Raw genomic sequence first — 23,767 nt, 5'->3', positions numbered from 1 at the left:
TTCGAACGCCTTCACCACCGCCGCCATTCCCATAAACCCATCATGACAAGGGGGTCTGACAATCAAGGCCATGCACTGAAGCGTTGACCGGATGTGCTCCGTTTTGGGGATGCAGGCCATGCTCCGTTACCCTATTGAGGTTGGTGACGTGTCCGAGCGGCCGAAGGTGCAACACTCGAAATGTTGTTTGGTGTAAAAGCCAACGTGGGTTCAAATCCCACCGTCACCGCCACGTAGAAAGGCCCTGCTTCCCTTGTTATACAAGGGAAGCAGGGCCTTTCCTCATTCCGGGGTGACCCGTTGCATTCCGGAGGGCCCGTTGCGTCAGCGCGTCGGATCAATCATGGTCATCCCGGCGAGGTTCGCGGTGTCGAGCCGGGGCAGCATCTCGGCGGCGTCAGCCAGCCCGATGACGCGCTCAATCAACTTTTGCGGTTCAAGCGCGCCCGACTTAATCAGGGCGAGCATCCCGGGATAGTCAGCTGCGGCCATTCCATGGCTGCCAAAGACGTCGAGTTCCCACGCGATCACGCGCGCCATGGGAACGCGTGGGTGCCCCTCCACCGGAGGGAGGAGCCCGATCTGGACGTGCCGGCCCCGGCGTCGAAGGCTCAGGAGCGCGTCGGCGCACGTCTGCTCGCTGCCGACGGCGTCGATGGAGACATGGCTTCCTCCGGTCAGCGCGTGCACCTGCCCCGGGATGTCTGATCCGTCCGCGGTCACCACGTGATCCGCGCCGAGGGAAGCCGCCACCTCGAGGGCTGCCGTGTTTCGGTCCAAGGCGATGACCTTGGCACCGAGTGCCTTGGCGATCATGACGGTGCTGAGCCCCACGCCGCCTGCCCCAATGACGGTGACCCATTCACCGGCCGCAACGTTGGCGCGTCCGGTCAGCGCACGGTAGGCGGTGGCAAACCTGCATCCCAGGCTGGCGGCCGCCTCGAAGCTGACCCCGTCGGGAACCGCCACCAGGTTGGTGTCCGCAGCATGGATCACTACCTGCTCGGCGAAGGAACCCCAGTGCGTAAAGCCAGGCTGTTGCTGTTGCGGGCAGACCTGCGCGTTACCCCCGAGGCACCACTCGCAGGCGCCGCAGCCTTCGACGAAGGGCGCGGTAACCCGGTCACCGGCCTGCCACTTCGTCACACCCTGACCGACGCTGAGCACGATCCCGGCGAACTCGTGCCCCGGAACATGCGGGAGTGCTATGTCATCGTGTCCCGCCCAGGCATGCCAGTCACTGCGGCACAGCCCTGTTGCGACCACGCCGATGACGACGCCGCCCGCCGGCACCACCGGCTCAGGAACCTCCCGGACAGCCAGCGGACCGGCTATCTGGTCCAAGACAATTGCGCGCACGTGACCTCCGTTTATTGTTTTTCCGCCCCATTCCATAAGCGGCTCCGGCCGACATCCTCGCACGTGGCGTGGAGGCGCTGGAAAAGCGGACCTTCATGTGTCCGTGGAAGCCGGCCGGCCGCCGTCGGGCCCTTTCCAAGATCCGCTGCTGTCAGAGAATCCGCTGGTACAGGCGGTGGTCCTGCCACCGGCCGGCGATCCGGAGGTAGGCCCGCGCCGTGCCGTAGGCCTCAAAACCGTTCTTTTCCAGGACCCGCTGCGACGCCACATTGTGCACCAGCGTGGCTGCTTCGAGGCGGTGGAGGCCGAGACCGCTTTGTGCGATGTCCACACCCGCGGCCACCGCCGCCGTCATGAGCCCACGGCCCTGGACGGATTGGGAAACCCAGTAGCCGACGTGGGCGTTCTGGAAGGCACCCCGGACAATCGAGCTGAGCGTCAGGAGCCCTACAACGCCATCTTCACGGGCCAGGACCATCGAGAGCGCTGTACCCGAATCGCGGTCCGCCAGCCGCCTGCTGATCACTTCGCGCTGCCCCTCGACGGTATAAAACTCCTCAGCCCTGACCGGTTCCCACGGGGCGAGGTGGGTCCGGTTGGCCTGGAATGCCGCTGCCAGCGCGGAGGAATCCGCCGCCTGCACAGGGCGGAGGAGGATGCCTTCAGCGAGTTCACGGGTGAAGTCCACTGATTCACAGTACACAGCGGGGCCATTGTGCGGCGCGGTCAGCCACAAAGCATGGATTGCCCCCGGTGGGCCATATTGTCGGAGACATCGGGCAGAATGGGCCCACCGACGAAGTGTTGGAACACACCGCCACTAGAGAACCCAGGACGGGAATGGACGAGCTCTTTACCGCTTCCTGCGATCAGGGCCTGCTGCACCTGCAGTGGAACCCCGGAGTGCACATTACGCACGACATCGCCGTGCGTGCTGCCCGGATGCTGGGACGTTTGAGCGGCGGCCGCGTCCTGCCGCTCCTGGTTGACCTTGCGGGAGTAGCCGGCCTGACGCCGGAAGCCAGGGCGGGCATGAACTCCTACCGGGGGTTCTCCGCCGTTGCTCTCATCGGGGACGGCCCCATGGGCAAGGTGGTAGCCGCATTCTCCCAGCGGTCCCTGACTCCTACGGCGTACTTCACCAACCGGCCGGATGCGCTCGAGTGGCTGCAGGAACATGGGGTGCCCGGGCAGGGCACCCGGACCGGCACGCCCAGTGGGGCGCCCCTGCCCGGGCAGTGAAAGCTGGAGGGGCTCCCACTGGCCGGGCATGAGCCCTGCAACCAGATGGGAGCCCTACAGCCGGGTGTCGAAGGACCCACAAAACACGTTCTCATTGAACGTGCCTTGGAACCCGGACTTGCCCTGGATCTTCTCTACCGCAGCCCGGATGGCTTCCCGCGTTCCGGCATGGGCATGGATGGCTGTCTTGACCATGGGCACGTCGATCAGGTGGTTCGGCTGGTTGAGGGACACGAACACCGTGGGCACCTCGGTGACGTACCACGGGATTTCCGCCGCCATCGGGGACGACCACTTGATCCGGATGGCGGCCTCCTGTGCGAACCCTTTGACATTGGCGAACACAAAGGCGGCGTCATACCTATCGGCGTAGTCCCCGGTGGCCTCTTCGGAGATGACTGACATGAAGTTCACCCCGGCCTCACCGGCGGCCTCACGCTGCGCCGCGGTCCGGAACAGGTGCACCTCGAACCCGGCCGCCTCGAGTTCCTCCTTGACCACGTCCAGGTAGCCCAGTGGATCGGCGCGGGTGAAGTCAGCGCCGCCGGAGATGCCGTACAGGCGGATCCGGGGATGGGTCTGCGGGGTGATGGGCAGGTTTCCGGCAGTGTCCCTGACCAGGGTTACCGTCTTGTCCGCGATCTCTGCGGCCACCGATCGGTGTGCGGCAGAGCCAATGACGGCAAGCGCCGCAGCGGGCGGCACCAGTTGGTCCGCGGCCTTCAGGTGCAGGCCCAGGGACGCCTTCAGCCCGAGAATGCGCCGCAGCGCATCGTGCAGCCGCTGCTCGGTGATGACCCCTGACTTGTACCCGTCCAGCATGTACTGGAAGTCCTCGGCCGGGTTCCTAAAGAACAGGAACATGTCGCAGCCGGCGGCGATGGCGGCGGGGACCAGGTCCCTGCGTTTCATTGCCTGCGTGAGGCCCACCATCTGCGAGGCGTCCGTGAGCACCAGGCCGTTGAAACCGAGTTCCCCGCGCAGCAGGTCCTGCAGCAGTTCGGGCGAGAGCGTGGCCGGCAAGACCTCCGCATCGGACAGGCCAGGGTGGAAGTGCCGGGAAACTTCCGGCGCCCCGATATGTCCCACCATGATGGACTGCACGCCGTGCGCGATCATCTCCCGGTACACGTGCCCGTAGGTCCGGTTCCACTCCTCGTAGGAGAGCGTGTTGTAGGACGTCACCACGTGCTGGTCCCGTTCATCCACGCCGTCGCCCGGGAAGTGCTTGATGGCGCAGGCGGTGGGCGATTCGCTGATGCCGTCGAAGTATTCCTTGGCGCGCTCCACCACGATTTCGGGGGTGTTCCCGAAAGAGCGCGTGGAAATGACGGTGTTCCGCCAGTTGTAGTGGATGTCCACGATCGGCGCGAAGGCCCAGTTGCAGCCCAACGCCGAGGTCTCCACCCCGGCCACCTGCCCCATCTGCCGGGCAATGGCCTTGTCCGGGTGCGATCCGGCCTGGAGATGCGTGGACACGAACGTGCCGTCGTCGCAGCTGCCCGCGCCGCCCATTTCAGGGTTGGACGCGATCAGCAGGGGAATGCGGCTTTTCGATTGCGCATACCGGATATGCTCCTGTACCGCAGCGGACGGCCCCGGGCGGTACCGCATTCCGCCCACGTGGTACTTCTCCAGGACACCGTCCAGATACCCGGGCGAGTAGTCGTTGTTGTGGTTGATGAACAGCTGCCCGATCTTTTCCTCGAGCGTCATGGCACCCAAGGTGCCCTCCACCCAGGCGATGGCGCCGGCGTCCAGGTTGAACGGGGCGGCCGCCAGGTCGACGTCGAACTGCCGGGCGTGGGAGCCGGCGTCACCCGTGGCGGAAGGTACGACGGCGCCGATCCCCTTGAGTGCCGAGGCGACCACCTCGGCGACGGGTGCGGCGATGTCGACGACGAACCCGGCTTCGTCCGCTTCCAGAGGCTCCAGCGTGGCGAGCTGGGAGTCCAGCAGGGCGGGCGGCATGAAGTGCCCGGACCGTCCTTCGGTGCGGGCCTTCAGGACCTCCTTCGTTCCATGCAGGTGCAGGAAGACGGTGTCCGGCGCCTGCGCACGGATCGCGTCACGGTAGCTGCGGCGCAGGGCGGAGCAGGCCAGGACCACTCCGCCGTCCCCGGCCCGGGCCAGTTCGGATCCCACGGTTGCGAGCCAGGGCCAGCGGTCCTCATCCGTCAGCGGGGTACCGGCTGCCATCTTGGCCACATTTTCCACGGGGTGGAGCGAGTCGCCGTCCAGGAAGGGGACGCCCAGTTCGCGGGCCACGAGGTCCCCGATGGTGGTCTTTCCGCATCCGGAGACTCCCATGACGATGATGCGGTGCTTCGTCATTCTGTCTGCCTCACCAGTCGTGCCCGCCTCACCAGTCATGCACGGTGCCGTCAACGAGGCGGTTGTAGGGCAGGTAGGCCTGCTGGTACGGGTAGGCCGCGGCCGCTTCCTCGTTGAATTCGACGCCGATACCGGGCTTGTCGCCCGGGTGCAGGTAGCCGTCCACGAACGTCATGGACTGCTCGAAGACCTCGTTGGTCTTGTCCGAGTGCTGCATGTATTCCTGGATCCCGTAGTTGTGGATCGCCAGGCCCACGTGCAGCTGCGCCGCGAAGCCCACCGGGGAAATGTCCGTGGGCCCGTGGAAGCCGGACTTGATCTGGTACTGCGCGGCGAAGTCCATGACCTTTTTCAGCGGCGATATTCCGCCGAAGTGGGTGGACGCGGCCCGGACATAGTCGATGAGCTGTTCCTTGATCAGGGTCTGGTAGTCCCACACCGTGTTGAAGATTTCACCGATCGCCAGCGGCGTGGTGGTGTGCTGGCGGACCAGGCGCAGGCCTTCCTGGTTCTCCGCAGGGGTGCAGTCCTCGAGCCAGAACAGGTCATAGGGTTCCAGCGCCTTGCCAAGCTTCGCGGCCTGGATGGGCGTCATGCGGTGGTGCCCGTCGTGCAGCAGCGGGATTTCCGGGCCGAACTCGTTCCGCACGGCTTCGAAGACGGTGGGCAGGTGCCGCAGGTAGGCGCGGGTGTCCCAGTCCTCTTCCTGCGGGAACGCGCCGCGGCCGGCCGGCTCATAGTCGTACCGCTCCCCCGACGCCTGGGCCTGGGCCGCGACACCGTAGACGGCCTTGATTCCGGGGATGGCGGTCTGGATGCGGATCGACTTGTAGCCAAGCTCCAGGTGTTCGCGCACGGAATCGAACAGCGACTCGATGTCCGATCCGGAGGCGTGCCCGTAGGCGCGGAGCCCGTTCCGGGACGCCCCGCCCAGCAGCTGGTATACCGGCATCCCGGCGATTTTTCCCTTAATGTCCCACAGGGCCATGTCCACCGCGGCGATGGCTGCCATGGTGACGGGGCCGCGCCGCCAGTACGAGGACCGGTACAGGAACTGCCAGGTGTCCTCGATCCGGTGCGGATCCTTCCCGATCAGCAGCTGCGCCACGTGCTCCTTCAGATACGCGGCAACGGCCAGCTCACGGCCATTCAACGTGGCATCACCAATCCCGGTCACACCGTCCTCGGTGGTGATCCGCAGGGTGACGAAGTTCCGGGACGGGCTGGTGACAAACACATCGGCGGCAACGATTTTCATGGGACTTACTGTTCCTTCCGGAAATAAAAGCAGGGTCTACAGGGGTGTGGGGGTGGCGGTCCTGGCGGCAACGGAGCCGCACAGGCCGGACACCAGGGCAACAACCCCGGGGTCGTCGGCGATGTCCGCGCTGACCAGGCGGAGCAGTGCCTGCACCCGTCCGGTTCCCTCGAGCGCGTTCGCCGCATGGATGTCCGCAGCCAGCGGATCCTGGATGTCGCTTCCCCCGCCGGCGTAGTCGATCCACGCGGCAAGCATCAGGGCAGCACCGCTGCCGCTGCGTCCGGCGGCACGTTCGGCCGTCATCACGGGTACTGCGCGCATCCTCAGTTTGGTGGTGGCATCGGAGGCGATCTGGGCCAGCCGGTGGGCGATGCGCGCGTTGCCGAAGCGGTCAAGCAGGGCCTGCCGGTACGCAGGGATGTCCAGCCCTTCCCCTTTCAGGTGGCGGGCGGCCTCGTCCCAAAAGTCCTCCACGGCCGTCCGGCACGCGGGGTCGGCAAGGGCGTCGGCCACGGTGGCGTGCCCACGGAGTTGTCCGGCGTAGGCCAGGATGGAATGGGAGCCGTTGAGGAGCCACAGTTTGCGGTTTTCGTAGGGCTCAATGTCGTCCACCAAGACGGCGCCGGCGTCCTCCCAGCGCGGCCTGCCGGCGGGAAACCCACCGCTGAGCACCCAGTTCCGGAACGGTTCGGCCACCACCGGCGAGCTGTCCGAGTAGCCGCACTGTTCTGCAACTTCCGCGATGTCCTCCGCCGTGGTCCGCGGCGTGATCCTGTCCACGGAGGTGCTGACGAACGAGACGTTCGCCGCGATCCACTCCTCCAGTCTGGGGCCCCATCCGGCCGCGCGGCCCATGACGGCGCGGCGGGCAACCTCGCCATTGGCGGAGAGGTTGTCGCAACTGACGACGGCGAGTGGCCCGGCGCCGCTGTCCATGCGCGCCGCGAGGGCCAGGACCAGGCGGCCTAACGGCGTCTGCGGCACCGCTTCGCCTTCCGCACGGGGTCCGCCGGACGCCGCTGCGGACAACGCGCGGAGGTCATCCGCCACACCTGGCGCGCCGGCGTCGAAGGTTCCATCCGCGGCCAGCCCGTAGGCTGCCTCCGTGATGGTCAGGGTGACCACGGCCGTTTCCCTGGCCGCAACAAGCCCGCACAGCCGGCCGGTGTCGGCACCGTCCACCGCCTCCACGATGCTGCCGATGACCTCGAAGCTGTCACCGCCGGCCGACCGTTCCACCAGGGTGTAGAGGCAGCCCTGGGCTGTCAGTGCGTCCGCGGCATCGGGACGGCGCCCGGTGAATGCGGCGATTCCCCACTCCGCTGCATCAGGCGCGTGCTGCGTGTACCAGGCCTGGTGGGAGCGGTGGAAGGCACCAAGGCCCAGGTGCACGATCCGCACCGGCGCCTTGGGAACTGCCTTCAGGTTGCGGTCCAGGACGGGCAACGGGTCCGTGCCGGATTGCACAGCGTTCATAGTTTGAAGACCCTCCGTGGTGAGGCGTCGATGATTTCCACGATCAGTTCGTGGGCACGTTCCTCGGTGATCCGGTGCTCAGCCACCATCCGGGCCAGGAAAGACGCCTCGATCCGGCGGGCGGTGTCGTGCCGGGCGGGGATGGAGCAGAAGGCACGGGTGTCGTCGATGAAGCCGGAGGACCGGGAGAAGCCTGCCGTCTCCGTGACGGCGGAGCGGAACCGGAGCATGGCGTCCGGTGCATCCAGGAACCACCACGGCGCACCCAGGTAGACGGACGGATAAAAGCCCGCGAGCGGTGCCAGCTCCCGGGAGAACACCGTCTCGTCAAGCGTGAACAGGACCAGGTGGAAATCCTTCGCCGTGCCAAAGTCCTGCAACAGCGGCCGGACTGCCTCGGTGTAATTGACCGCCACCGGGATGTCATGGCCGGTATCCGCGCCAAAGGCCTCGAACGTGGGCGTGTGGTGGTTACGGAACGAACCCGGGTGGATGGTCATGACCAGTCCGTCCTCCACGGACATCCGGGCCATCTGGTAGATCATGTGGGCTTCGAAGGCACTCCTGTCAGCCGCACTGGCCTGCCCTGACCTGCCGCGCTCGAAAAGCCGCTTCGCCTCGGCGTCGTCCAGCTTCAGCGTTGCGGGCGTGAACACGCCGTGATCCGCGGACACGGCACCGCGTTCCACGAAGTGGCGCCGGCGTGACTCGAGGGCCTTGATGTAGCCCGCGTAGCCGGAGGCGCCGTCCCCGGCGGAGCCGATGAGCCGTTCCACGTTGTCCTGCCACGACGGATGCGCCATGTTCAGGTACTGGTCCGGCCGGAAGGTGGGCAGCACCCTGGCGGCGAACGAGGGGTCTGCCTGCAGGGCGGCGTGGCTGTCCAGCGAGTCCAGGGGGTCATCGGTGGTGGCGAGCACCTCGATGTTGAACTCCTTGAACAGCTCCCGCGGCCGGAAACCAGGCTCGCTGAGTTTGGCCTGCAGCGCGTCGTAGAGCCGGTCCGCATTCTCCGCCGAGGGTTCTTCCGGGAGGCCAAAGACGTGGGCGAATTCCTGCCGGATCCAGTATCCGGACGCCGTTCCCTCGAACTGGGGCCACGCCTCGCAGAAATGGCGCCATACCTGGCGGGAATCGACAGGCCGGCTGCCCAGGCCCAGCTGGTCCAGGGGCACTCCGCCGGCGTGGATCAGCCTGGTGACGTAGTGGTCCGGCGTGACCAGCAGCGCCGCGGGGTCGGGGAAGGGCGTGTTCTGCTCGATAACGGCCGCATCCACGTGCCCGTGCGGCGAAATGATCGGCAGCCCTTCCACTTTTGTGAAGAGCGACCGGGCAATGTCCCGGACTCCGGGATCGGCGGGCAGCAGCCGGTCCGGATGGTCCGCCATGGAGTGGCCCATGCTCAGCGCCTCCCTGCCGGGACGGAGAGCCCGGCCAGGGCGGCCGTGGAGCGGAGGTAGTCGAGGTTGTCCGCCGTCCGCTCGGCCAGAGGAAGGTCCGTGGAGAAGTCCTCCACGGTGACCCAGCCGTCGTAACCGTAGGCCGCAAGCGCCCGGAAATACTCAAGGACGCTGCCTTGGCCGGAACGGAGCGGAGCCCACTCGTTGCGGAACACGGCCGCGCCGGACTCGTCGGTTTCGCCGGTGTTCACCCAGGCCGCGTTCTTCACGTGGACGTGGGCCAGGTAGTCACCCAGGAGCTCGAAGGCGGGCAGGTAGTCTTCCTGCCCTTCGATCAGCAGGTTCCCAAGGTCGTGGATGACGCCCACGTGCCGCGGATCCAGTCTGTCCAGCAGCCTCAGCGCAGAGGACGCCGACGCTGTAATGGTGCGGTGGTGCAGTTCCACGAGGGCCTTCACGCCGTGGTGGGCAGCGCGTTCGGCGATCCATTCGAAATCACGCCGGGCGCGGCTGAAGAGCTCCGGGTAGGGCGTACCGCTTGCCGGCTCGTTTCCCCACGCCGCAGTTCCCAGCGGGAGGGTTGTCACCCTGACCTTTCCTGCGCCCAGCCGGGCGGTGGCTGCGAGCATCCGGTCAACGTCTTCGTGGTTGTCGCACCGTGCGTACCCACCGATGCCGGAGAACTCCAGTCCCGCGCCGCTGGTGATGGCCGCGATGCGGTCCAGGTGCTCCTCCATACCCGTGAGCGGAACCGTGGCCCTGTTGCCGGCCCAGAAGCCGGGATCCGCCGCGTCCGCCTGGTCAGTGATGCGCCATTCGACGCCGTCCCAGCCCTGGTCCGCGAGATGCTGGACGGCCTCTTCCGGCGTCCATTCCGGAGTTGATGCCGTAAATACTGAAAACTTCATAGCCTCAGGCGCTTTCTGCCGCGTTGTTGCCGGTGCGGACTTCGAGATCGTTGTACTTGCCCGCCAGCACATCGTCGAAAAGGACGGGCTGGCCAAGGGTGGCCGAGACGTACACGGCCCGCACCGCTGCGAGCGCATTGACGGCGTCGCTTACCGTGACGCCCGGCTGCCCTCCGGCGGCGATGGCGGCCAGGATGTCCCGGTACTGGCGGACGTGTCCGGCAGGGTAGGTGGTGGGGTCCGCGGCCTTGTAGTCCTCCTCCGGGTACTTGGCCAGTTCCTCTTCCGCCTGGTTACCGCCGCCCTGCAGGCCCATGTCCGCCGACTCTCCGCCTGCGTCCTTGCTGTGGAAGTACTGCAGCCGGTCGTTGTCCACCACGGCTGATCCTTCGGATCCCATCAGCTGGACGCGGACGGTCAGCCCGGGGTAGGCGGCAGTGGTGGCATGGAGTACTGCCAGTCCCCCGTTTTCGAAAGTGACCGTGGCAACGGCGGTGTCTTCCACCTCAATGCGTTCGTGGGCCAACCGTGCGGTGTGGGCATGGATTTCCACAGGACGTCCCATGAACCACAGCAGCAGGTCCACGGTGTGGACGCCCTGGTTCATCAGGGAGCCGCCACCGTCCATGGCCCAGGTGCCGCGCCAATCCCCGGAATCGTAGTACCCCTGGCTGCGCCACCAGGCCACGGAAGCGATGGCGGAGGTCAGTCGGCCGAAGCGGCCTTTCGCAATGGCCTCGGCAACAGCCACGCTGGACTGGTCGAACCGGTGCTGGCTGATGACGGAGGCAACAATTCCCTTGCCGGCGGCTTCCTTCGCCGCGGCTTCGATTTCCTGGGCCCGCGAAAGGTCAACGTCCAGGGGCTTTTCAATGACGACGTGCTTGCCGGCGGCCAGGACTTCCAGGCCCTGCTGGATGTGGAGCCCGCTGGGCGTCGCCAGGGCAACAAGGTCAATGTCCTCCGCCGCGAAGGCTTCCGCCAGGGTGGTGAACTGCTGCGGCCGCTGGCCGCCCTGCTTCTCGATAAAGTCGGCGAGCGCTTCGGATGCCGCCGGAATGGCGTCGACGAGAGCAACAATCCGGGCTTCCGGGAAGGACTGGAGGGCTACGGCGTGGGTGCGCCCAATGACGCCGCATCCGGTGATGGCTACGTTCAAGGTGCTCATGCGGTCTGGACTCCTGCTTCTGCGGTGACTTTTGCGAAGGCGCGTGCTGCGATTCCGAAGGCGGTAGGCCCGGAGAAGCCACCCAGGCCGTGTGCACCCGCCAGGTGGGGTTCCAGGGAGGCGAAGCCTTCGTAGCCGTCGGCCTTGAGTGCTTCGACAGTGCGGAGCACGTCGCCGTCCCCTTCACCGGCCGGAACAACATGGCCATTGGCGAAGAGGGCGTCCTTGACCTGCAGGTACTCAAGGTGCGGCCGCAGCTTGGCGTAGCCCTCGTCGAAGGGTTTGACGCCCACCTGGACAAAGTTCGCGGCGTCCCAGGCGACCTTCAGGGCCGGCGAGTCCACGGTCTCGATGATGTCCAGCACACGGTCCGGCACGTCCCCGAAAATGTCCTTCTCGTTCTCGTGCAGGAGAATCACGCCGCCTTCCTCGGCAACGTCGGCGAGCGCCCGCATGCGTTCCATGACGGCGTCGCGGATGCTGTCCACCGGCACGGATTCGCCGTAGTAGAAGGAAAAGATGCGGATGTACCTGGCGCCAAGGACCCTGGCGGCGTTCACTGCCCGGCGGAGCCGCTCCACCTCGTGCTCCACGGGCAGGCTGACATCCACCTTGCCGATGGGGGAAGCAATGGCTGAAACCTTCATGTCCTTTTCGGCGAGCAGTGCGGCGAGTGCCTGCAGCTGCTCTTCGGTGAGCTCCACAATGTTGGTGCCCCACGCGCTGCGGACTTCGATGTGGTTGGCGCCGAGGGCCTGGAGCACAGCCACCTGGACTGCGGGGTCGTCGTCGATTTCATCGCCAAAGCCTGACAGCTGCCAAGTGACCTGCGTGGTCGAAACCATGGTTATTTAACTCCTCCGGCGGTCAGCCCGCCTACTAGGTAACGCTGGAAAATCAGGTAGAGAATGACCACCGGTGCGGCGCACACCAGTGCCGCCGCCATCATCTGGCCGTAGTACGGGATGGCGCCGCCTTCCTGGGAGGCACCAAAGATTTGGAGTGCGACGGCGGCGGTCTGGCTTTCGGGGCGCGTCATCACCGAGGCAAAGAGCACGTCGTTCCAACCGAGCAGGAAGGCGAAGATGCCGGAGACGACGATGCCGGGCCAGCTCAGCGGAAGGATGATCCGGAAGAGGACCCCCAGGTTGGAGGCGCCGTCGATCCGGGCCGCCTCCTCGAGTTCCTTGGGAAGCCCGCGGAGGTAGGTCACCATCACCCAGGTGGAGAACGGCATGGCGAACGTCAGGTAGGTGACGAACAGCCCCCACTGGGTCCCGATGACCTGGATGCCCAGGTAGGTGGCAGCCGAGGAGAACAGGACGAAGACCGGCAGCACCATGAGTGTTCCGGGCACCGACTGCAGGGCCAGCAGGCCGCGAAGGATGGTCAGCCGGCCGCGGAAGGTGTAGCGGACCAGGACGAACGCGGTGGACACGGACAGCGCGGCGGAGACCACAGCGGTTGCTCCGGCCACCAGGACGCTGTTGGTGAGGCCGGTGGCCAGGCCCACGCTGGTCCAGATCTTCGAGTAGTTCTCGAATGTGACCGAGGATGGCCAGAATTCGCCGTTGGCCACACCGATGTCCGAGTTCACTGAGGCCAGGAAGATGTACAGCACCGGGATCAGGACCAGGGCGCCCAGGAAGACCAGGACGAAGATCAGCAAAGGCGTGGGCAGGAGCCGCAGGACCTCGTGCTGGCGGTGCGAACCTGGACGTTCGACGGCGACGGTGCCCGGACTGCGGCGCGTGGCTGTGGTGGTGCTCATTTCTTGCCTCTTGGTGTTTCGGCGTCGTCAAGTTTGACGGCACGGAGGTAGACGAACAACGGGATGGCGATCAGGACCAGGGAGATGAACGCCATCGCGGCGCTCAGGCCAAAGCGGAAGCTTTGGAAGCTCGTGACGTAGGTCAGGATGGGAAGGACCTCGACGTCGGTCGGAGCCGGAACGCCGAACAGCACGAACGGGAGGGTGAAGTTGTTGATGTGGTGCAGCATCCCGATCAGGAATGCCAGGGCCAGGGGCCCCTTCAGGTAGGGGAATACGACGTACCGGAGTTTGTTCCACCACAGCGCACCGTCGAGGGCCGAGGCTTCATGCACCTCATGGTCAACGGACTGCAGGCCGGACAGCGCCAGCAGGTAGATGAAGGGCCAGGAAGCCCAGATCTGGACCAGGACCAGGGTCCAGAAGGTCTGCGGCCCGTTGAGCCACAGCCCTACATGGATCCCCACCGTGGCGAGGGCTTCATCAACGATGCCGCCGGGCTGGAGCATGGTCCGCCACACGGTGGCCACCACGAAGGATGGCAGCACGTACGGGATGAGGAAGATGGAGCGGACCACTGCCCGGCCCTTGAAGGCGTTCTGGGTGGCCACCGCCGCGGCGATGCCGAGCGGCAGCGTCACCACCATGGCCAGCAGCGAGTAGCTGACGCTGAGCCAAACGGCGTGCAGCAGCGGCGAGGCCGTCATCGCTTCAACGAAGTTTTCCACTCCGATGAACGGCGAGCTGATCCACTTCCGCAGGGTGTACTGGTCGAGGTTCAGGACGGACATGTAGATGCCCAGCAGGAGCGGGACCACGATGATGATGATCATCAGGGCTCCGCCCGGGATCAGCATCCAGAGCGGGCGGTTCCGTTCACTGAGGCCCTTGCGGCGCAGCCCGCCCTTGTGGCCAGGTTCCTGCCCGGCGTCAACGCTGTGGCGGGGCGCCCGGCCTGCGGCGGTATCCACCGCAGGCCGGACTTCATGGGAGGCGTCGGTTGACATCAGGGATTATCCTTTGGAGGCCCGGTCCAGGGAAGCCTGGCCCTTGGTCTGGGCGTCCTTAATCCTCTGGTCCAGTGCCGAATCGTCCACCTTGCCGGCGGCCAGGTCGGGGACGGACTGGACGGTGACGTTCAGGAGTCCCAGCTGGATGTCGCCCCCGGCACCGGTGAACGGCGTGGCCTTGGACTTGGCGGCGGCATCGGCCAGCGGCTTCAGCTTGGGGTCCGTCAGGCTGGCCAGGGCTTCAGCATTGGCCGGCAGGTCGCCGAAGATCTTCTGGTAGTTCAGCTGCTCGTCCTTGGAGGTGATTAGCTTGATGTAGGCGAAGGCCAGGTCCTTCTGCTTGGAGTAGTCGGCCACCACCAGGTTGTCGCCGGAGAGGATGCTGGCGGCGTCGCCGTCGGACTTGGACTGCGTTTCTCCGGGCGCCGTGGTGGGCATCAGCGTGTACTCGTACTTGCCGGCAACGGCCGACTTGTCGAGCGTGGGGATGGAGCTGGAGGTGGTCATCATCAGGTAGCCGGCCTTGCCGCTGGCGAACGCAGCCACAGCGTTGCTGTTGCTCCAGCCCACGGAGGCAGGGTCAACAACCTTGTCCTTGGTGAGCCAGCCGAAGTAGGTTTCGTAGGCCTTCTTGACGGTGGGGTCGTCCATCTTCAGCTTGTTGCCGTCAACCAGCGGGTTGCCGGCCTGGACGGCCATGGCCCAGATGAACTTCCAGGGGTCGTAGTTGTCCTTGTAGCCGGTGGCGATGCCGTAGGTGTCGCCGGAGGTCATCTTCTTGGCCTGGGCTGCCAGTTCGTCCCAGCTGGTGGCGGGCTTATCGATCCCGGCAGCGGCCAGCAGGTCCTTGTTGTAGGCCATGACGAACGGGCGGCTGACGAAGGGAATGCCCGCCAGGTGGTCCTTGTCCGGCCCGGAGATCCCCAGGGCGGCCTGGTTGAAGCGGTCCTTGCCGCCCACTGCCTTCCAGTCGTCGTCGGAGAGGGTCACAAAGGCCTTGGTGGCGTAGGCCGTGGGGGTGAAGGTGGTGCCGAGTCCGTACACATCCGGGCCCTGTCCCGAGACGACAGACGTCTGGATCCGAGTGAGCTCGTCATTGGCGGAGGCGAAGGTTTCGAACTTGACGTCGGCTCCGGTCTCAGCCTTGAACTTGGCTGCGATGTCGCTCTGCCACTGTTTCTGCTGTTCGGGATATTGGCTCAGGACGCCGGTGAGGACGTTCAGGGTCTTGCCCGCGCCGTCCACCTTTCCATCCGCATTGGTGGAACCGCCGCTGCCGCCGGAGCCTCCGGATCCACAACCGGTCAGGGCGAGTGCTGCAGCCGTGACAATTGCCGCGAGCCCAGTAGTCGATTTAAACCTCATTGTTTTTCTCCTCTAGGACACCCGCATGGCCACGTCCGTCTGTGGCGGAGATCACTGCAGGCGACTCGAAAGTCAGTCTAGGAAGGTGGCAACACAAATGGCAAGCGGTTGCCAAAAGTTGCCATAAGTGCTCAGATTGTTGCATTGAAGTCACGGGCACGCCGGCGGAGAGATGCCGTGGGAGTTGGTCCAGCCAGCAAGGAAGGGTCCACCGCCATGGCCGAAACAGGGACACAGGGCACCACCAGGGGGACGTCCGGAACGGCGGCCCACCGGGACCGCCCGCCCACCATCCGCGACGTCGCTGAGCTGGCAGGAGTGGCCACATCCACCGTGTCCCGGGCGCTCGCCCGCCCGGACCGGGTGAACCCTCGGACGCGGATCCGGATCGAGGAAGCGGCGGCAGAACTCAATTACGTTCCCAGTTCCCAGGCCCGCGGGCTGAGCTCGGGACGGACCAACGCCGTTGCCGTGCTGGTGCCCGATATCACCAATCCGTTCTACTTCGACATCATCCGCGGCACCCAGCATCAGCTCAAGGCAGCCGGCGTCACCCAGCTTCTGGTGGACACCGAAGAGTCCAGCGAGATGGAACTGGATGCGCTGCACAAGATGCGCAAATCGGCTGACGGCTTCATCCTGGCCGCCTCACGCCTCACCGATGCCCAGCTGGCAGAGGTCTCCCAGTCGCAACCGCTGGTGACGTTCAACCGCGCCTCCACCAGCGCGCCCACGGTGATGATCGATACGCCGTCGGCAATCATCCAGGCCCTGGAGCACTTGGCATCGCTGGGCCACCACAAGGTCTGCTACGTGGCCGGGCCACCGACATCGTGGTCCAACCAGATGCGGTGGAAGGTATTTGAAGAGGACGCCACCAAGCGCGGCATGGAGGTCCACCGGATCGGCCCCTACACCCCTAAGACGACGTCGGGGGCTGCTGCCGCTGACGCAGCGGTCAGGACGGGGGCAACAGCCTGCATCGTCTTCAATGACCTGCTGGCCATTGGCATGCTCCAGCGGCTCAAGGCACGCGGCATCCGGGTCCCGGAGGACATGAGCATCGTCGGGTCGGATGACATCTTCGGCGCGGATTTCTGCAACCCGCCCCTGACCACCATCTCCAGCCCCATTGAGCAGGCCGGAAGGGTGGCGGTGTCCATGCTGCTGGCCCAGCTCAACCCGCTGTCGGGCAGCGCCACCCGCCAGTTGGCGGTGATGCCCACGCACCTGACCATCCGCGAGTCCACTGGACCGGCGCCCCGCTAGGGGACGCAGGAAACTTGTCCCCGCCCCAGCCCCAAACAAAAAGCGGGCGTACGACGCCGGGAGCCACCCGCCGTCGTACGCCCGCCTTGGATCGCGGTGCTTAGGCTTCCACCAGCTTGGCGCCGGCCGGAACCTCAGCTGGGGCGCCGGGCACGTCGCGGCCGTACAGCCAGTCGTTGTATTGGAAGTTGTTGTCGCCGCGGCTCTTGAACAGCATGTTCCGCAGGACCCGTGCCACGCCGTCCACGTGCCAGGACTCGCCCCAGATACGGGCGGTGCGCTGGACGCGGGCGGTGCGCGCCGCCCGGGTTTCGTTGAACTCGCGGAAAGCATCCTCCCACGCACCGGCGTCGATGCCTTCGGCCGTGAAGACGCGGTTGCTGGCGGCGTCCTGCAGCACCGCAGCATCCTCCAGCGCCTGGCAGGCACCCTGGGCCAGGTACTGCAGCATCGGGTGGGCGGCGTCGCCGATCAGTGCCATCCGGCCGGAGACCCAGGTCTCGATCGGGTTGCGGTCGTACATGGGCCAGCGGATGCCGGTGGCCAGGTTCTTCAGGGCTTCCTGCACGGCGGGGACGCAGTCCTTGTAGGCTGCCTGGAGTTCGTCCACGCCGCCGTACTGCTCTTCGCCGCGATCGAACGACGGGGACTTGAACACTGCCACGGTGTTGAGCAGCTGGCCCTTGCGGAGCGGGTACTGGACCAGGTGGCAGTTCGGGCCCAGGTAGACGATGACGTCCTCCAGGTCCGCGGCAGGGGTTTCCTCGGTGATGGGCACGGTGCCGCGGTACGCCACGTAGGCGGAGTTGACGGGTCCGTCGTTGGCGACGGTGGCGCGGAGGGTGGACTTCAGCCCGTCCGCTGCCAGGATGGCGTCAGCCTCGAACACCTCGCCCTTGGCGGTGTAGGCGCGGGCCCGGTCGCCGTCTGTCTCCACCTTCTGCACCAGCACGTCGTTCACCAGGGTGACGCCGGCTTCCTGGCAGGCTTCGAGCAGGATCCGGTGCAGGTCGCTGCGGTGGATCACCACATAGGGGGCGCCGTAGCGTTCCTCGAACTCGCCACCCAGGCTCTGGCGGGTGAGTTCCTCGCCCGTGATGGCATCGCGGAATACCAGGTGCTTGGGCTGGACGCCGATTTCCAGCGCCTTCTCCAGCAGGCCCCAACGCTTGAGGACGCGGGAGGCGTTGGGGGCCATCTGCAGGCCGGCGCCGACTTCGCCGAAGGTGGGTGCCACTTCTACCAAGGTGACATCGGCGCCGTTCTCGCGGAGCGCCAGCGCTCCGGCAAGTCCGGCCATGCCGCCGCCCACGACCAGGACGTCGGTGGACCCTTTGAGGTTAGACATTGGAAACTCCTACTGCTGTTGATTTCTTGATTTTGGTACCGACGGCTGCGAGCAGGACTGCTGCTGCGGCTGCTCCGGCAAATGCCAGGAAGTTCGAGTTGACGCCCAGGCCTGCTGCGAGCAGGAGCCCGCCGGCCTGGGGCGCTGCCACGGCCCCGATCCGGCCCACGCCGAGCGCCCAGCCAAGGGCGGTGCCGCGCAGGTGCGCCGGGTAGTGGCTTGCCACGGCGGCGATGATGAGGCACTGGGTGCCATGCGTGCCCACGCCGGCAAGCACCAGCATGAGGTAGACGACGGCGACGGGCGGCCCGGTGACCAGGACCAGCAATCCCGCGGCGGCCACGGCCGCTGCCGCGATGGCGGTGGGAATGGGGCCAAACCGGGTGCCGGCCCAGGCGGTGAGTACCGAACCGGCCACCGCACCAAGGTTGAGGGCCAGGGCGAACGTCAGGGCGGACCCCAGGTTGTAGCCGGCCAACTGCATGAGGTTGGGCAGCCAGGTGCCCAGCCCGTACCAGGCAAAGAGGGTCACCAGGGTGCCGATGGCGAACAGCAGGCTGGTGCCGAGGTAGGGCGCGCGGAGCAGGGACCCGAAGCCGACGGCTTCCTTGGCTGCCTGGCCCTGGGCCGCGTCGCCGTTGTCCGGCGCCAGCGTCTCCGGCAGGTAGCGGATGCCCAGCGGAATGACCACCACCAGGGCGACCACGGCCACCAGGAACATGACGGGCCAGCCGAAGGCCGGGATCAGCGGAATGCCGACGAGGGCGGCGATGGATCCGCCGATGGGGACGCCGGACATCATCAGGGTGGCAATGGCGGACCGCCACTTTTCGGGGACCAGCTCTGCCACCAGGGCGTTGGCCGAGGGAACCAGGCCGCCCAGGCCAATGCCTGCCAGGAGCCGCAGGCCGCCGAAGACCGGGGCGTTGGGTGCGAAGGCGCAGAGGATGGTGAAGACGGAGAAGACGACGGCGCAGCCGATGATGGTGCGCCGGCGGCCCCAGGTATCGGACATGCGGCCGGCGAAGACCGCCCCGATCATCATGCCGATGAAGGCCATCGAGCGATGGTGCCGGCGGTGGCCTTGGTCAGGCCCCAGCCGGTGTCGTTGATGAGTGAGCCCTGGACGGTGCCATAGACGATCAGGTCATAGCCGTCGAAAACGACCAGCAGCCAGCACACCAGGACGGCGAGCACGGAACGCCGGGGAAACCCGGAAAGGCCTGCGCCCAGGGCGGGGGCGGCCATGCGCTGCGGCGCTGCAGCGGAAGTTGTGTGATTCATCCCACCACTGTGCTGGCAGCCACGCCGTCCCGCACATAAGATTCTGTTATGCAGAATCTTCCGGCACTGCGTAAGCCCACGTACTCCATCGAGGCGGTGGATAACGCCCTGCAGCTGCTGCAGCTGCTGCGGGACGTGGGCAGCCTGCGGCTCAAGGACGCCGCGGCGGAACTGGGCGTGGCCCCGTCCACCGCCCACCGGCTCCTGGCGATGCTGGTGTACCGCGGCTTCGCCGTCCAGGACGAGACGCGCCGGTACGTGCCGGGCCCGGCCATGGGCGCAGGTCCCGCCGGATTCAGCTGGACCCGGCAGCTGCGGGACATCTCCCGACCCCATATGGAGGTCCTGTGCGCCCGCACCAACGAGACCGTCAACCTGATGATCCGGGTTGGCACCAAGGTCCGGTTCCTGGACACGGTGGAAAGCTCGAACATCCTGCGGGTGGGCGACCGGCAGGGCACGCTGCTGCCGGCGCACAAGGCGTCCGGCGGCAAAGCCATCCTGGCCGAGCTGGAACCGGCAGCGCTGGAACAGCTGTTCCGCAGCCCCAACGCGGAGCTGGCCGGCGACTACATTTCCGACGCCGAGTACCCGGCCTTCCTGCGCGAGCTTGAGTCCGTGCGGGCCAACGGATTCGCCGCCAACTTCGAGGGGACCGAGGAGGGCATCAGCGCCTTTGGGATGGCGCTGCACAACGGCAGGGGCATGGTGGTGGGCGCGTTGAGCGTGGCCACCCCGGTGGCCAGGTTCCGGCCGCTGTTCGACGCCGGGCTGGTGGGCGTGATGATGGAAACCCGCCGCCAGCTTGAACTGGACATCGCCGCCAACCCGGTGGACGGGGCGCAGCACCCCTAACGCCGTCTTCAGATAAATTCTGGCAGACAGAATATGCTGGAGGTCACAGCTGCATCTTCCTTAAGGTCGAATCCACGTCGCACTCAGTCCGCACGCAAGGAGAAGGCCAGTGTCCATCAGCGCTGAAAACCGAACGCACGAATCCGTGGCCCAGGAACACCACGTTCCCGAGCCCACCCCGGAGGAGGCCGCCCAGCTGGAGCAGCTGTACAGGGATCTCGACAAGGAAAACCTGATTCCGTTGTGGACGGAGATCGCGGACCTGATGCCCATGGTTCCGTCCCCCAAGGCGGTTCCGCACGTGTGGCGGTGGGATGACCTGTACCCGCTGGCTGCCCGCGCCGGGGACCTGGTCCCGGTGGGCCGCGGCGGGGAACGCCGGGCGATCGCGCTGGCCAATCCCGGCCTGGCCGGGACCCCCTACGCCACCCCCACCCTCTGGGCTGCCATCCAGTACCTGGGCGGCCGCGAAACCGCCCCCGAGCACCGCCACTCCCAGAACGCCTTCCGCTTCGTCGTCGAGGGCGAGGGCGTATGGACCGTGGTGAACGGTGATCCCGTCCGGATGTCCCGCGGCGATTTCCTGCTCACGCCGGGCTGGAACTTCCACGGCCACCACAACGACACCGATGAACCCATGGCCTGGATCGATGGCCTGGACATCCCGTTCGTCCACTACGCCGATGCCGGGTTCTTCGAGTTCGGCACCGAGCGCGTCACGGACGAGGCCACCCCGGACATTTCCCGCTCCGAGCGGCTTTGGGCCCACCCCGGCCTGCGCCCGCTCTCCGGCCTGGACCAGACCACCAACTCCCCCATCGCCGCGTACCGGTGGAAGTACACCGATGCCGCGCTGCGCGAGCAGCTGCTCCTGGAAGACGAGGGCCACCCCGCCACGGTGTCCCAGGGCCACGCCGCCGTCCGCTACACCAACCCCACCACCGGCGGGGATGTCATGCCCACCATCCGCGCCGAGTTCCACCGCCTGCGCGCCGGAGCCTGGACCGAGACCGTCCGCGAGGTTGGCTCGAGCGTCTGGCAGGTCTTCGAGGGCACCGGCACCGTAACCCTGAACGGCAAAACCAAGGCCTTGGCCAAGGGCGACCTGTTCGTGGTCCCGTCCTGGGCCGCGTGGTCCCTGCAGGCTGAATCCGAGTTTGACCTGTTCCGGTTCAGCGACGCTCCCATCTTTGAGCGCCTGAACTTCAACCGCACCTACATCGAAGGACGCACCAAGTAATGAAACTCCTCACCCTCCGCCTGACCTCAGGGGACACCGCCACCGGCACCGAAGCGCGCACGACGGCGGTCCGCCAGGACGGCGACACCCTCACCGAGATCCCGGGCTTCGCCGATGTCGGGGCCCTGCTGAAGGACTACGCCTGGGAGGCCACGGCGAAGGCGGCCAACGGCGCGACCCACGCCCTGGACGGCGCCGACCTCGCCGCCGTCGTGCCCTTCCCCGGCAAGATCATCTGCGTGGGCCACAACTACCGCAACCACATCAAGGAAATGGGCCGCGAAGTCCCCGCGCACCCCACCCTGTTCGCCAAGTACGCCGAATCCCTGATCGGCCCCAACGACGACCTGGCCCTGCCGCAGGAATCGGACACCGTGGACTGGGAAGCCGAGCTCGCCGTCGTCATCGGCAAGGCAGGCCGCCGCATCCCCGAAGCCGAAGCCGCAGACCACATCGCCGGGTACGCCGTGCTCAACGACATCTCCATGCGCGACTACCAGTTCCGGACCATCCAGTGGCTGCAGGGCAAGACCTGGGAGAAGTCCACCCCGTTCGGCCCGGCCCTGGTCACCAAGGACGAGTTCACCGCCGGCCCGCTGATGACCTCCGCCGTGGACGGCGAGGTCCAGCAGTCCACCCCCACCTCGGACCTGGTGTTCACCCCGGAGTTCCTGGTCTCCTACATTTCCACCATCATCACCCTGAACCCGGGCGACGTGATCGCCACCGGCACCCCCGGCGGCGTGGGCCACGCGCAGGACCCCAAGCGCTACCTGCAGGAGGGCCAGGTCCTGGTGACCACCATTGAGGGCCTGGGCCAGCTGACCAACCGCGTGGTCAAGGAAGCCTGATGGTTGCCCGGCACGACCAGACCACCGATCCCGTCCTGCTCGACGGGCTCCTGCAGGCCCGGCGCGGTACCGCGTTCTTCGCCCGCAAGCTCAACGAGCTCACGGACGCGGAACTGGACGGGGACTCGCTGCTGCCGGGCTGGACCCGCCGGCACGTTGTGGCCCACGTGGGCTACAACGCGCGGGCCGTGGCACGGCTGGTCGAATGGGCAGCCACCGGTGTGGAAACCCCCATGTACCCCTCGGTGGAGATCCGCCACCACGAGATCGACTTCGGCGCCACGCTCAGTCCCATCGCGCTGCGGAACCTGTTCGACCACTCCGCCGTGCACCTGAACGTCGAATGGCGCGACCTCCCCGCCGACAACTGGCACCACAAGGTCAAAACCGTCCAGGGCCGTGTGGTTCCCGCCGAAGAAACCGTCTGGATGCGCACCCGGGAAGTGTGGGTGCACGCCGTTGACCTGGCCAACGGAGCCACGTTCAAGGACATCCCCGCCCCCGTCGTGGAACGTCTCCTGATGGACATCACCGGCGCCTGGCATGCCCGCGGCACGGACAAGGACCTCGTGGTCAAGGTCACCGGCCAACCCTCCGCGCTGGTCTTCGGTGACACAGCAGCCGACTCCCCCACCGTGGTGTCCGGTTCCCTGGCAGCCATTGCGCAGTGGGCCACCGGCCGCGGCACCGACGGCACCACGGCAGAGCGCGACGGCGGACCGGTCACCCCCGCGCCCCCGGCACCGGCCTGGATCTAGCGCCCGCGACACGTCCACCACTCCGCGCCAAAGGCGGGTCAGTATCCGCTGGCCCGCCTTTGGCGTGCCGTCATCTACTTGCCCTGTCCCCGCCTGCCGGCGATCGCCTCGGGCTGCACACCAAAAATACGCACCCGCGTTTGGGACCGGGCCCATAAACAGGATGGTCGCCGCTGGATAGCATGAGGCGACCGGACAGAGTTGTCCGGCGGGATCGACGCAAAAGGAATACCCATGGCCGCGGTTACGGTGGATGACATCCTCTCGGATCTCCCCCTTGGCTTCGCCAGCCTCATCCTCCGCCCAGCGCCCTCGGCGCCGGCCATTGAACGGTTCCTTATCGTCGACGCGGACGACGAGTCCGTGGAGGCTGCGGGCGCGTTTGTCCTGCTTATCGGTGTCCGCGGCCGCTCCGCCCTTCCGGCGCTCCGGCGGCTCCTGAAGGACCCGCCCCCGGTGGTAGCCGTCAAGGGGAACCGCGAAGACCTTGCCGAAGCGGAAGAACTCCTGCAGGCAGCGGGCTTGGGCCTCCTGCTGGTTGATCCGGCCGCCGACTGGGACCGCCTGCTCTCCATCGCAAAAGACCGGATCCAGCCGCGCAGCTACGAGAGCGAAGTCCTCACCCTGCTCGAGGAAGACCTGTTCGCCATCGCCCAGACCACGGCCAGGCTCACCTCCAGCCACGTGCTGATCGAGGACGCGGCCAACAAAGTCCTGGCGTACTCCACGGTCACCAATGACATCGACGAGCTCCGCAAAGCATCCATCCTGTCCCGCCGCGGCCCGCGGAAGTACGAGCTGCTGCTCAAGGACCTAGGGTGTGTCTCCTAAAGCTGTGAGCCAGATGCTGATTGCTCGGAGGACTGCT

The 23,767-nt window shown here is 66.5% G+C and carries 20 protein-coding genes, 1 tRNA gene and 1 pseudogene; 8 read left to right on the top strand and 14 right to left on the bottom strand.

Annotated features, from left to right (window positions below):
- Window positions 1–142 precede the first annotated feature (142 nt).
- Window positions 143–232: transfer RNA gene (locus HNO81_RS19545), tRNA-Ser, on the top strand.
- Between the two features lie 92 nt (window positions 233–324).
- Here the strand turns inward: HNO81_RS19545 and HNO81_RS19540 are convergent.
- Together HNO81_RS19540 and HNO81_RS19535 are read right to left on the bottom strand one after the other, a co-directional pair.
- The gene (locus HNO81_RS19540; RefSeq protein ID WP_175319750.1) at window positions 325–1,359 is read right to left on the bottom strand and encodes a zinc-dependent alcohol dehydrogenase family protein; all 1,035 of its coding nucleotides are present in this window, start codon (window positions 1,357–1,359) and stop codon (window positions 325–327) included.
- Window positions 1,360–1,510: 151 nt separating this feature from the next.
- Window positions 1,511–2,047 (bottom strand): GNAT family N-acetyltransferase, encoded by a 537-nt coding sequence (locus HNO81_RS19535; RefSeq protein ID WP_175319749.1) that lies wholly within the window; start codon window positions 2,045–2,047, stop codon window positions 1,511–1,513.
- 152 nt (window positions 2,048–2,199) lie between these two features.
- Between HNO81_RS19535 and HNO81_RS19530 the strand changes: the two genes are divergently transcribed.
- Window positions 2,200–2,601: an STAS/SEC14 domain-containing protein gene (locus tag HNO81_RS19530; protein WP_175319748.1), complete on the top strand. Its 402-nt coding sequence runs from the start codon at window positions 2,200–2,202 to the stop codon at window positions 2,599–2,601.
- Between the two features lie 54 nt (window positions 2,602–2,655).
- On the opposite strand, the gene HNO81_RS19525 is transcribed toward HNO81_RS19530, so the two are convergent.
- From HNO81_RS19525 to HNO81_RS19480, 10 genes are read right to left on the bottom strand one after another with little or no spacing between them, the layout of a single operon-like run.
- Entirely contained in the window at window positions 2,656–4,935 is a 2,280-nt protein-coding gene (locus HNO81_RS19525; RefSeq protein ID WP_175319747.1) for a gluconokinase, GntK/IdnK-type, read from the bottom strand.
- A gap of 28 nt (window positions 4,936–4,963) precedes the next feature.
- Window positions 4,964–6,193, bottom strand: a complete 1,230-nt coding sequence (manD, locus tag HNO81_RS19520) for a D-mannonate dehydratase ManD (protein ID WP_175319746.1) — start codon at window positions 6,191–6,193, stop codon at window positions 4,964–4,966.
- Window positions 6,194–6,229: 36 nt separating this feature from the next.
- Entirely contained in the window at window positions 6,230–7,672 is a 1,443-nt protein-coding gene (locus HNO81_RS19515) for a mannitol dehydrogenase family protein (RefSeq protein WP_175319745.1), read from the bottom strand.
- Entirely contained in the window at window positions 7,669–9,072 is a 1,404-nt protein-coding gene (uxaC, locus tag HNO81_RS19510; RefSeq protein WP_175319744.1) for a glucuronate isomerase, read from the bottom strand. Before uxaC ends, HNO81_RS19515 begins: the two co-directional genes overlap by 4 nt.
- A 2-nt stretch (window positions 9,073–9,074) precedes the next feature.
- Window positions 9,075–9,980 (bottom strand): sugar phosphate isomerase/epimerase, encoded by a 906-nt coding sequence (locus HNO81_RS19505; RefSeq protein WP_175319743.1) that lies wholly within the window; start codon window positions 9,978–9,980, stop codon window positions 9,075–9,077.
- Window positions 9,981–9,984: 4 nt separating this feature from the next.
- Complete coding sequence (locus tag HNO81_RS19500; RefSeq protein ID WP_175319742.1) at window positions 9,985–11,148, bottom strand: Gfo/Idh/MocA family protein; 1,164 nt, start codon at window positions 11,146–11,148, stop codon at window positions 9,985–9,987.
- Window positions 11,145–11,993: a sugar phosphate isomerase/epimerase gene (locus HNO81_RS19495; protein ID WP_175319741.1), complete on the bottom strand. Its 849-nt coding sequence runs from the start codon at window positions 11,991–11,993 to the stop codon at window positions 11,145–11,147. Before HNO81_RS19495 ends, HNO81_RS19500 begins: the two co-directional genes overlap by 4 nt.
- A 2-nt stretch (window positions 11,994–11,995) precedes the next feature.
- Window positions 11,996–12,919, bottom strand: coding sequence for a carbohydrate ABC transporter permease (locus tag HNO81_RS19490; RefSeq protein ID WP_175319740.1), 924 nt, complete (start codon window positions 12,917–12,919; stop codon window positions 11,996–11,998).
- A complete protein-coding gene (locus HNO81_RS19485; protein ID WP_175319739.1) occupies window positions 12,916–13,926 on the bottom strand; it encodes a carbohydrate ABC transporter permease in 1,011 nt (336 codons plus the stop codon). Before HNO81_RS19485 ends, HNO81_RS19490 begins: the two co-directional genes overlap by 4 nt.
- Before the next feature lie 6 nt (window positions 13,927–13,932).
- Entirely contained in the window at window positions 13,933–15,294 is a 1,362-nt protein-coding gene (locus tag HNO81_RS19480) for an ABC transporter substrate-binding protein (protein ID WP_175319738.1), read from the bottom strand.
- Between the two features lie 216 nt (window positions 15,295–15,510).
- Between HNO81_RS19480 and HNO81_RS19475 the strand changes: the two genes are divergently transcribed.
- A complete protein-coding gene (locus HNO81_RS19475; protein ID WP_175319751.1) occupies window positions 15,511–16,563 on the top strand; it encodes a LacI family DNA-binding transcriptional regulator in 1,053 nt (350 codons plus the stop codon).
- Window positions 16,564–16,663: 100 nt separating this feature from the next.
- Here HNO81_RS19475 and HNO81_RS19470 read toward each other — a convergent pair whose 3' ends face one another.
- Window positions 16,664–17,911: an FAD-dependent oxidoreductase gene (locus tag HNO81_RS19470; protein WP_175319737.1), complete on the bottom strand. Its 1,248-nt coding sequence runs from the start codon at window positions 17,909–17,911 to the stop codon at window positions 16,664–16,666.
- Window positions 17,904–19,195: pseudogene (locus HNO81_RS19465) on the bottom strand (MFS transporter). The gene HNO81_RS19470 and the pseudogene HNO81_RS19465 overlap by 8 nt, the downstream one beginning before the upstream one ends.
- Before the next feature lie 48 nt (window positions 19,196–19,243).
- On the opposite strand from HNO81_RS19465, the gene HNO81_RS19460 reads away from it, so the two are divergent.
- The 5 genes from HNO81_RS19460 to HNO81_RS19440 all read left to right on the top strand — a co-directional run bounded on the left by HNO81_RS19460 (window position 19,244) and on the right by HNO81_RS19440 (window position 23,730).
- Window positions 19,244–20,050 carry an IclR family transcriptional regulator gene (locus HNO81_RS19460; protein ID WP_175319736.1) on the top strand — a complete coding sequence of 269 codons (807 nt, stop codon included), beginning with the start codon at window positions 19,244–19,246 and terminating at the stop codon, window positions 20,048–20,050.
- A gap of 109 nt (window positions 20,051–20,159) precedes the next feature.
- Window positions 20,160–21,290 carry a cupin domain-containing protein gene (locus tag HNO81_RS19455; protein WP_175319735.1) on the top strand — a complete coding sequence of 377 codons (1,131 nt, stop codon included), beginning with the start codon at window positions 20,160–20,162 and terminating at the stop codon, window positions 21,288–21,290.
- On the top strand, window positions 21,290–22,141 hold the full coding sequence (locus tag HNO81_RS19450; RefSeq protein WP_175319734.1) for a fumarylacetoacetate hydrolase family protein: 852 nt from the start codon (window positions 21,290–21,292) through the stop codon (window positions 22,139–22,141). Before HNO81_RS19455 ends, HNO81_RS19450 begins: the two co-directional genes overlap by 1 nt.
- Complete coding sequence (locus tag HNO81_RS19445) at window positions 22,141–22,899, top strand: maleylpyruvate isomerase family mycothiol-dependent enzyme (RefSeq protein ID WP_175319733.1); 759 nt, start codon at window positions 22,141–22,143, stop codon at window positions 22,897–22,899. The genes HNO81_RS19450 and HNO81_RS19445 overlap by 1 nt, the downstream gene beginning before the upstream one ends.
- Before the next feature lie 234 nt (window positions 22,900–23,133).
- Complete coding sequence (locus HNO81_RS19440; RefSeq protein WP_254703595.1) at window positions 23,134–23,730, top strand: hypothetical protein; 597 nt, start codon at window positions 23,134–23,136, stop codon at window positions 23,728–23,730.
- Window positions 23,731–23,767 lie beyond the last annotated feature (37 nt).

Source organism: Pseudarthrobacter sp. C4D7 (assembly GCF_013359725.1).
Taxonomy (GTDB): domain Bacteria; phylum Actinomycetota; class Actinomycetes; order Actinomycetales; family Micrococcaceae; genus Arthrobacter.
Note: the sequence above shows the minus strand (reverse complement) of the source record. Positions and strands in the feature narration are given on the sequence as shown.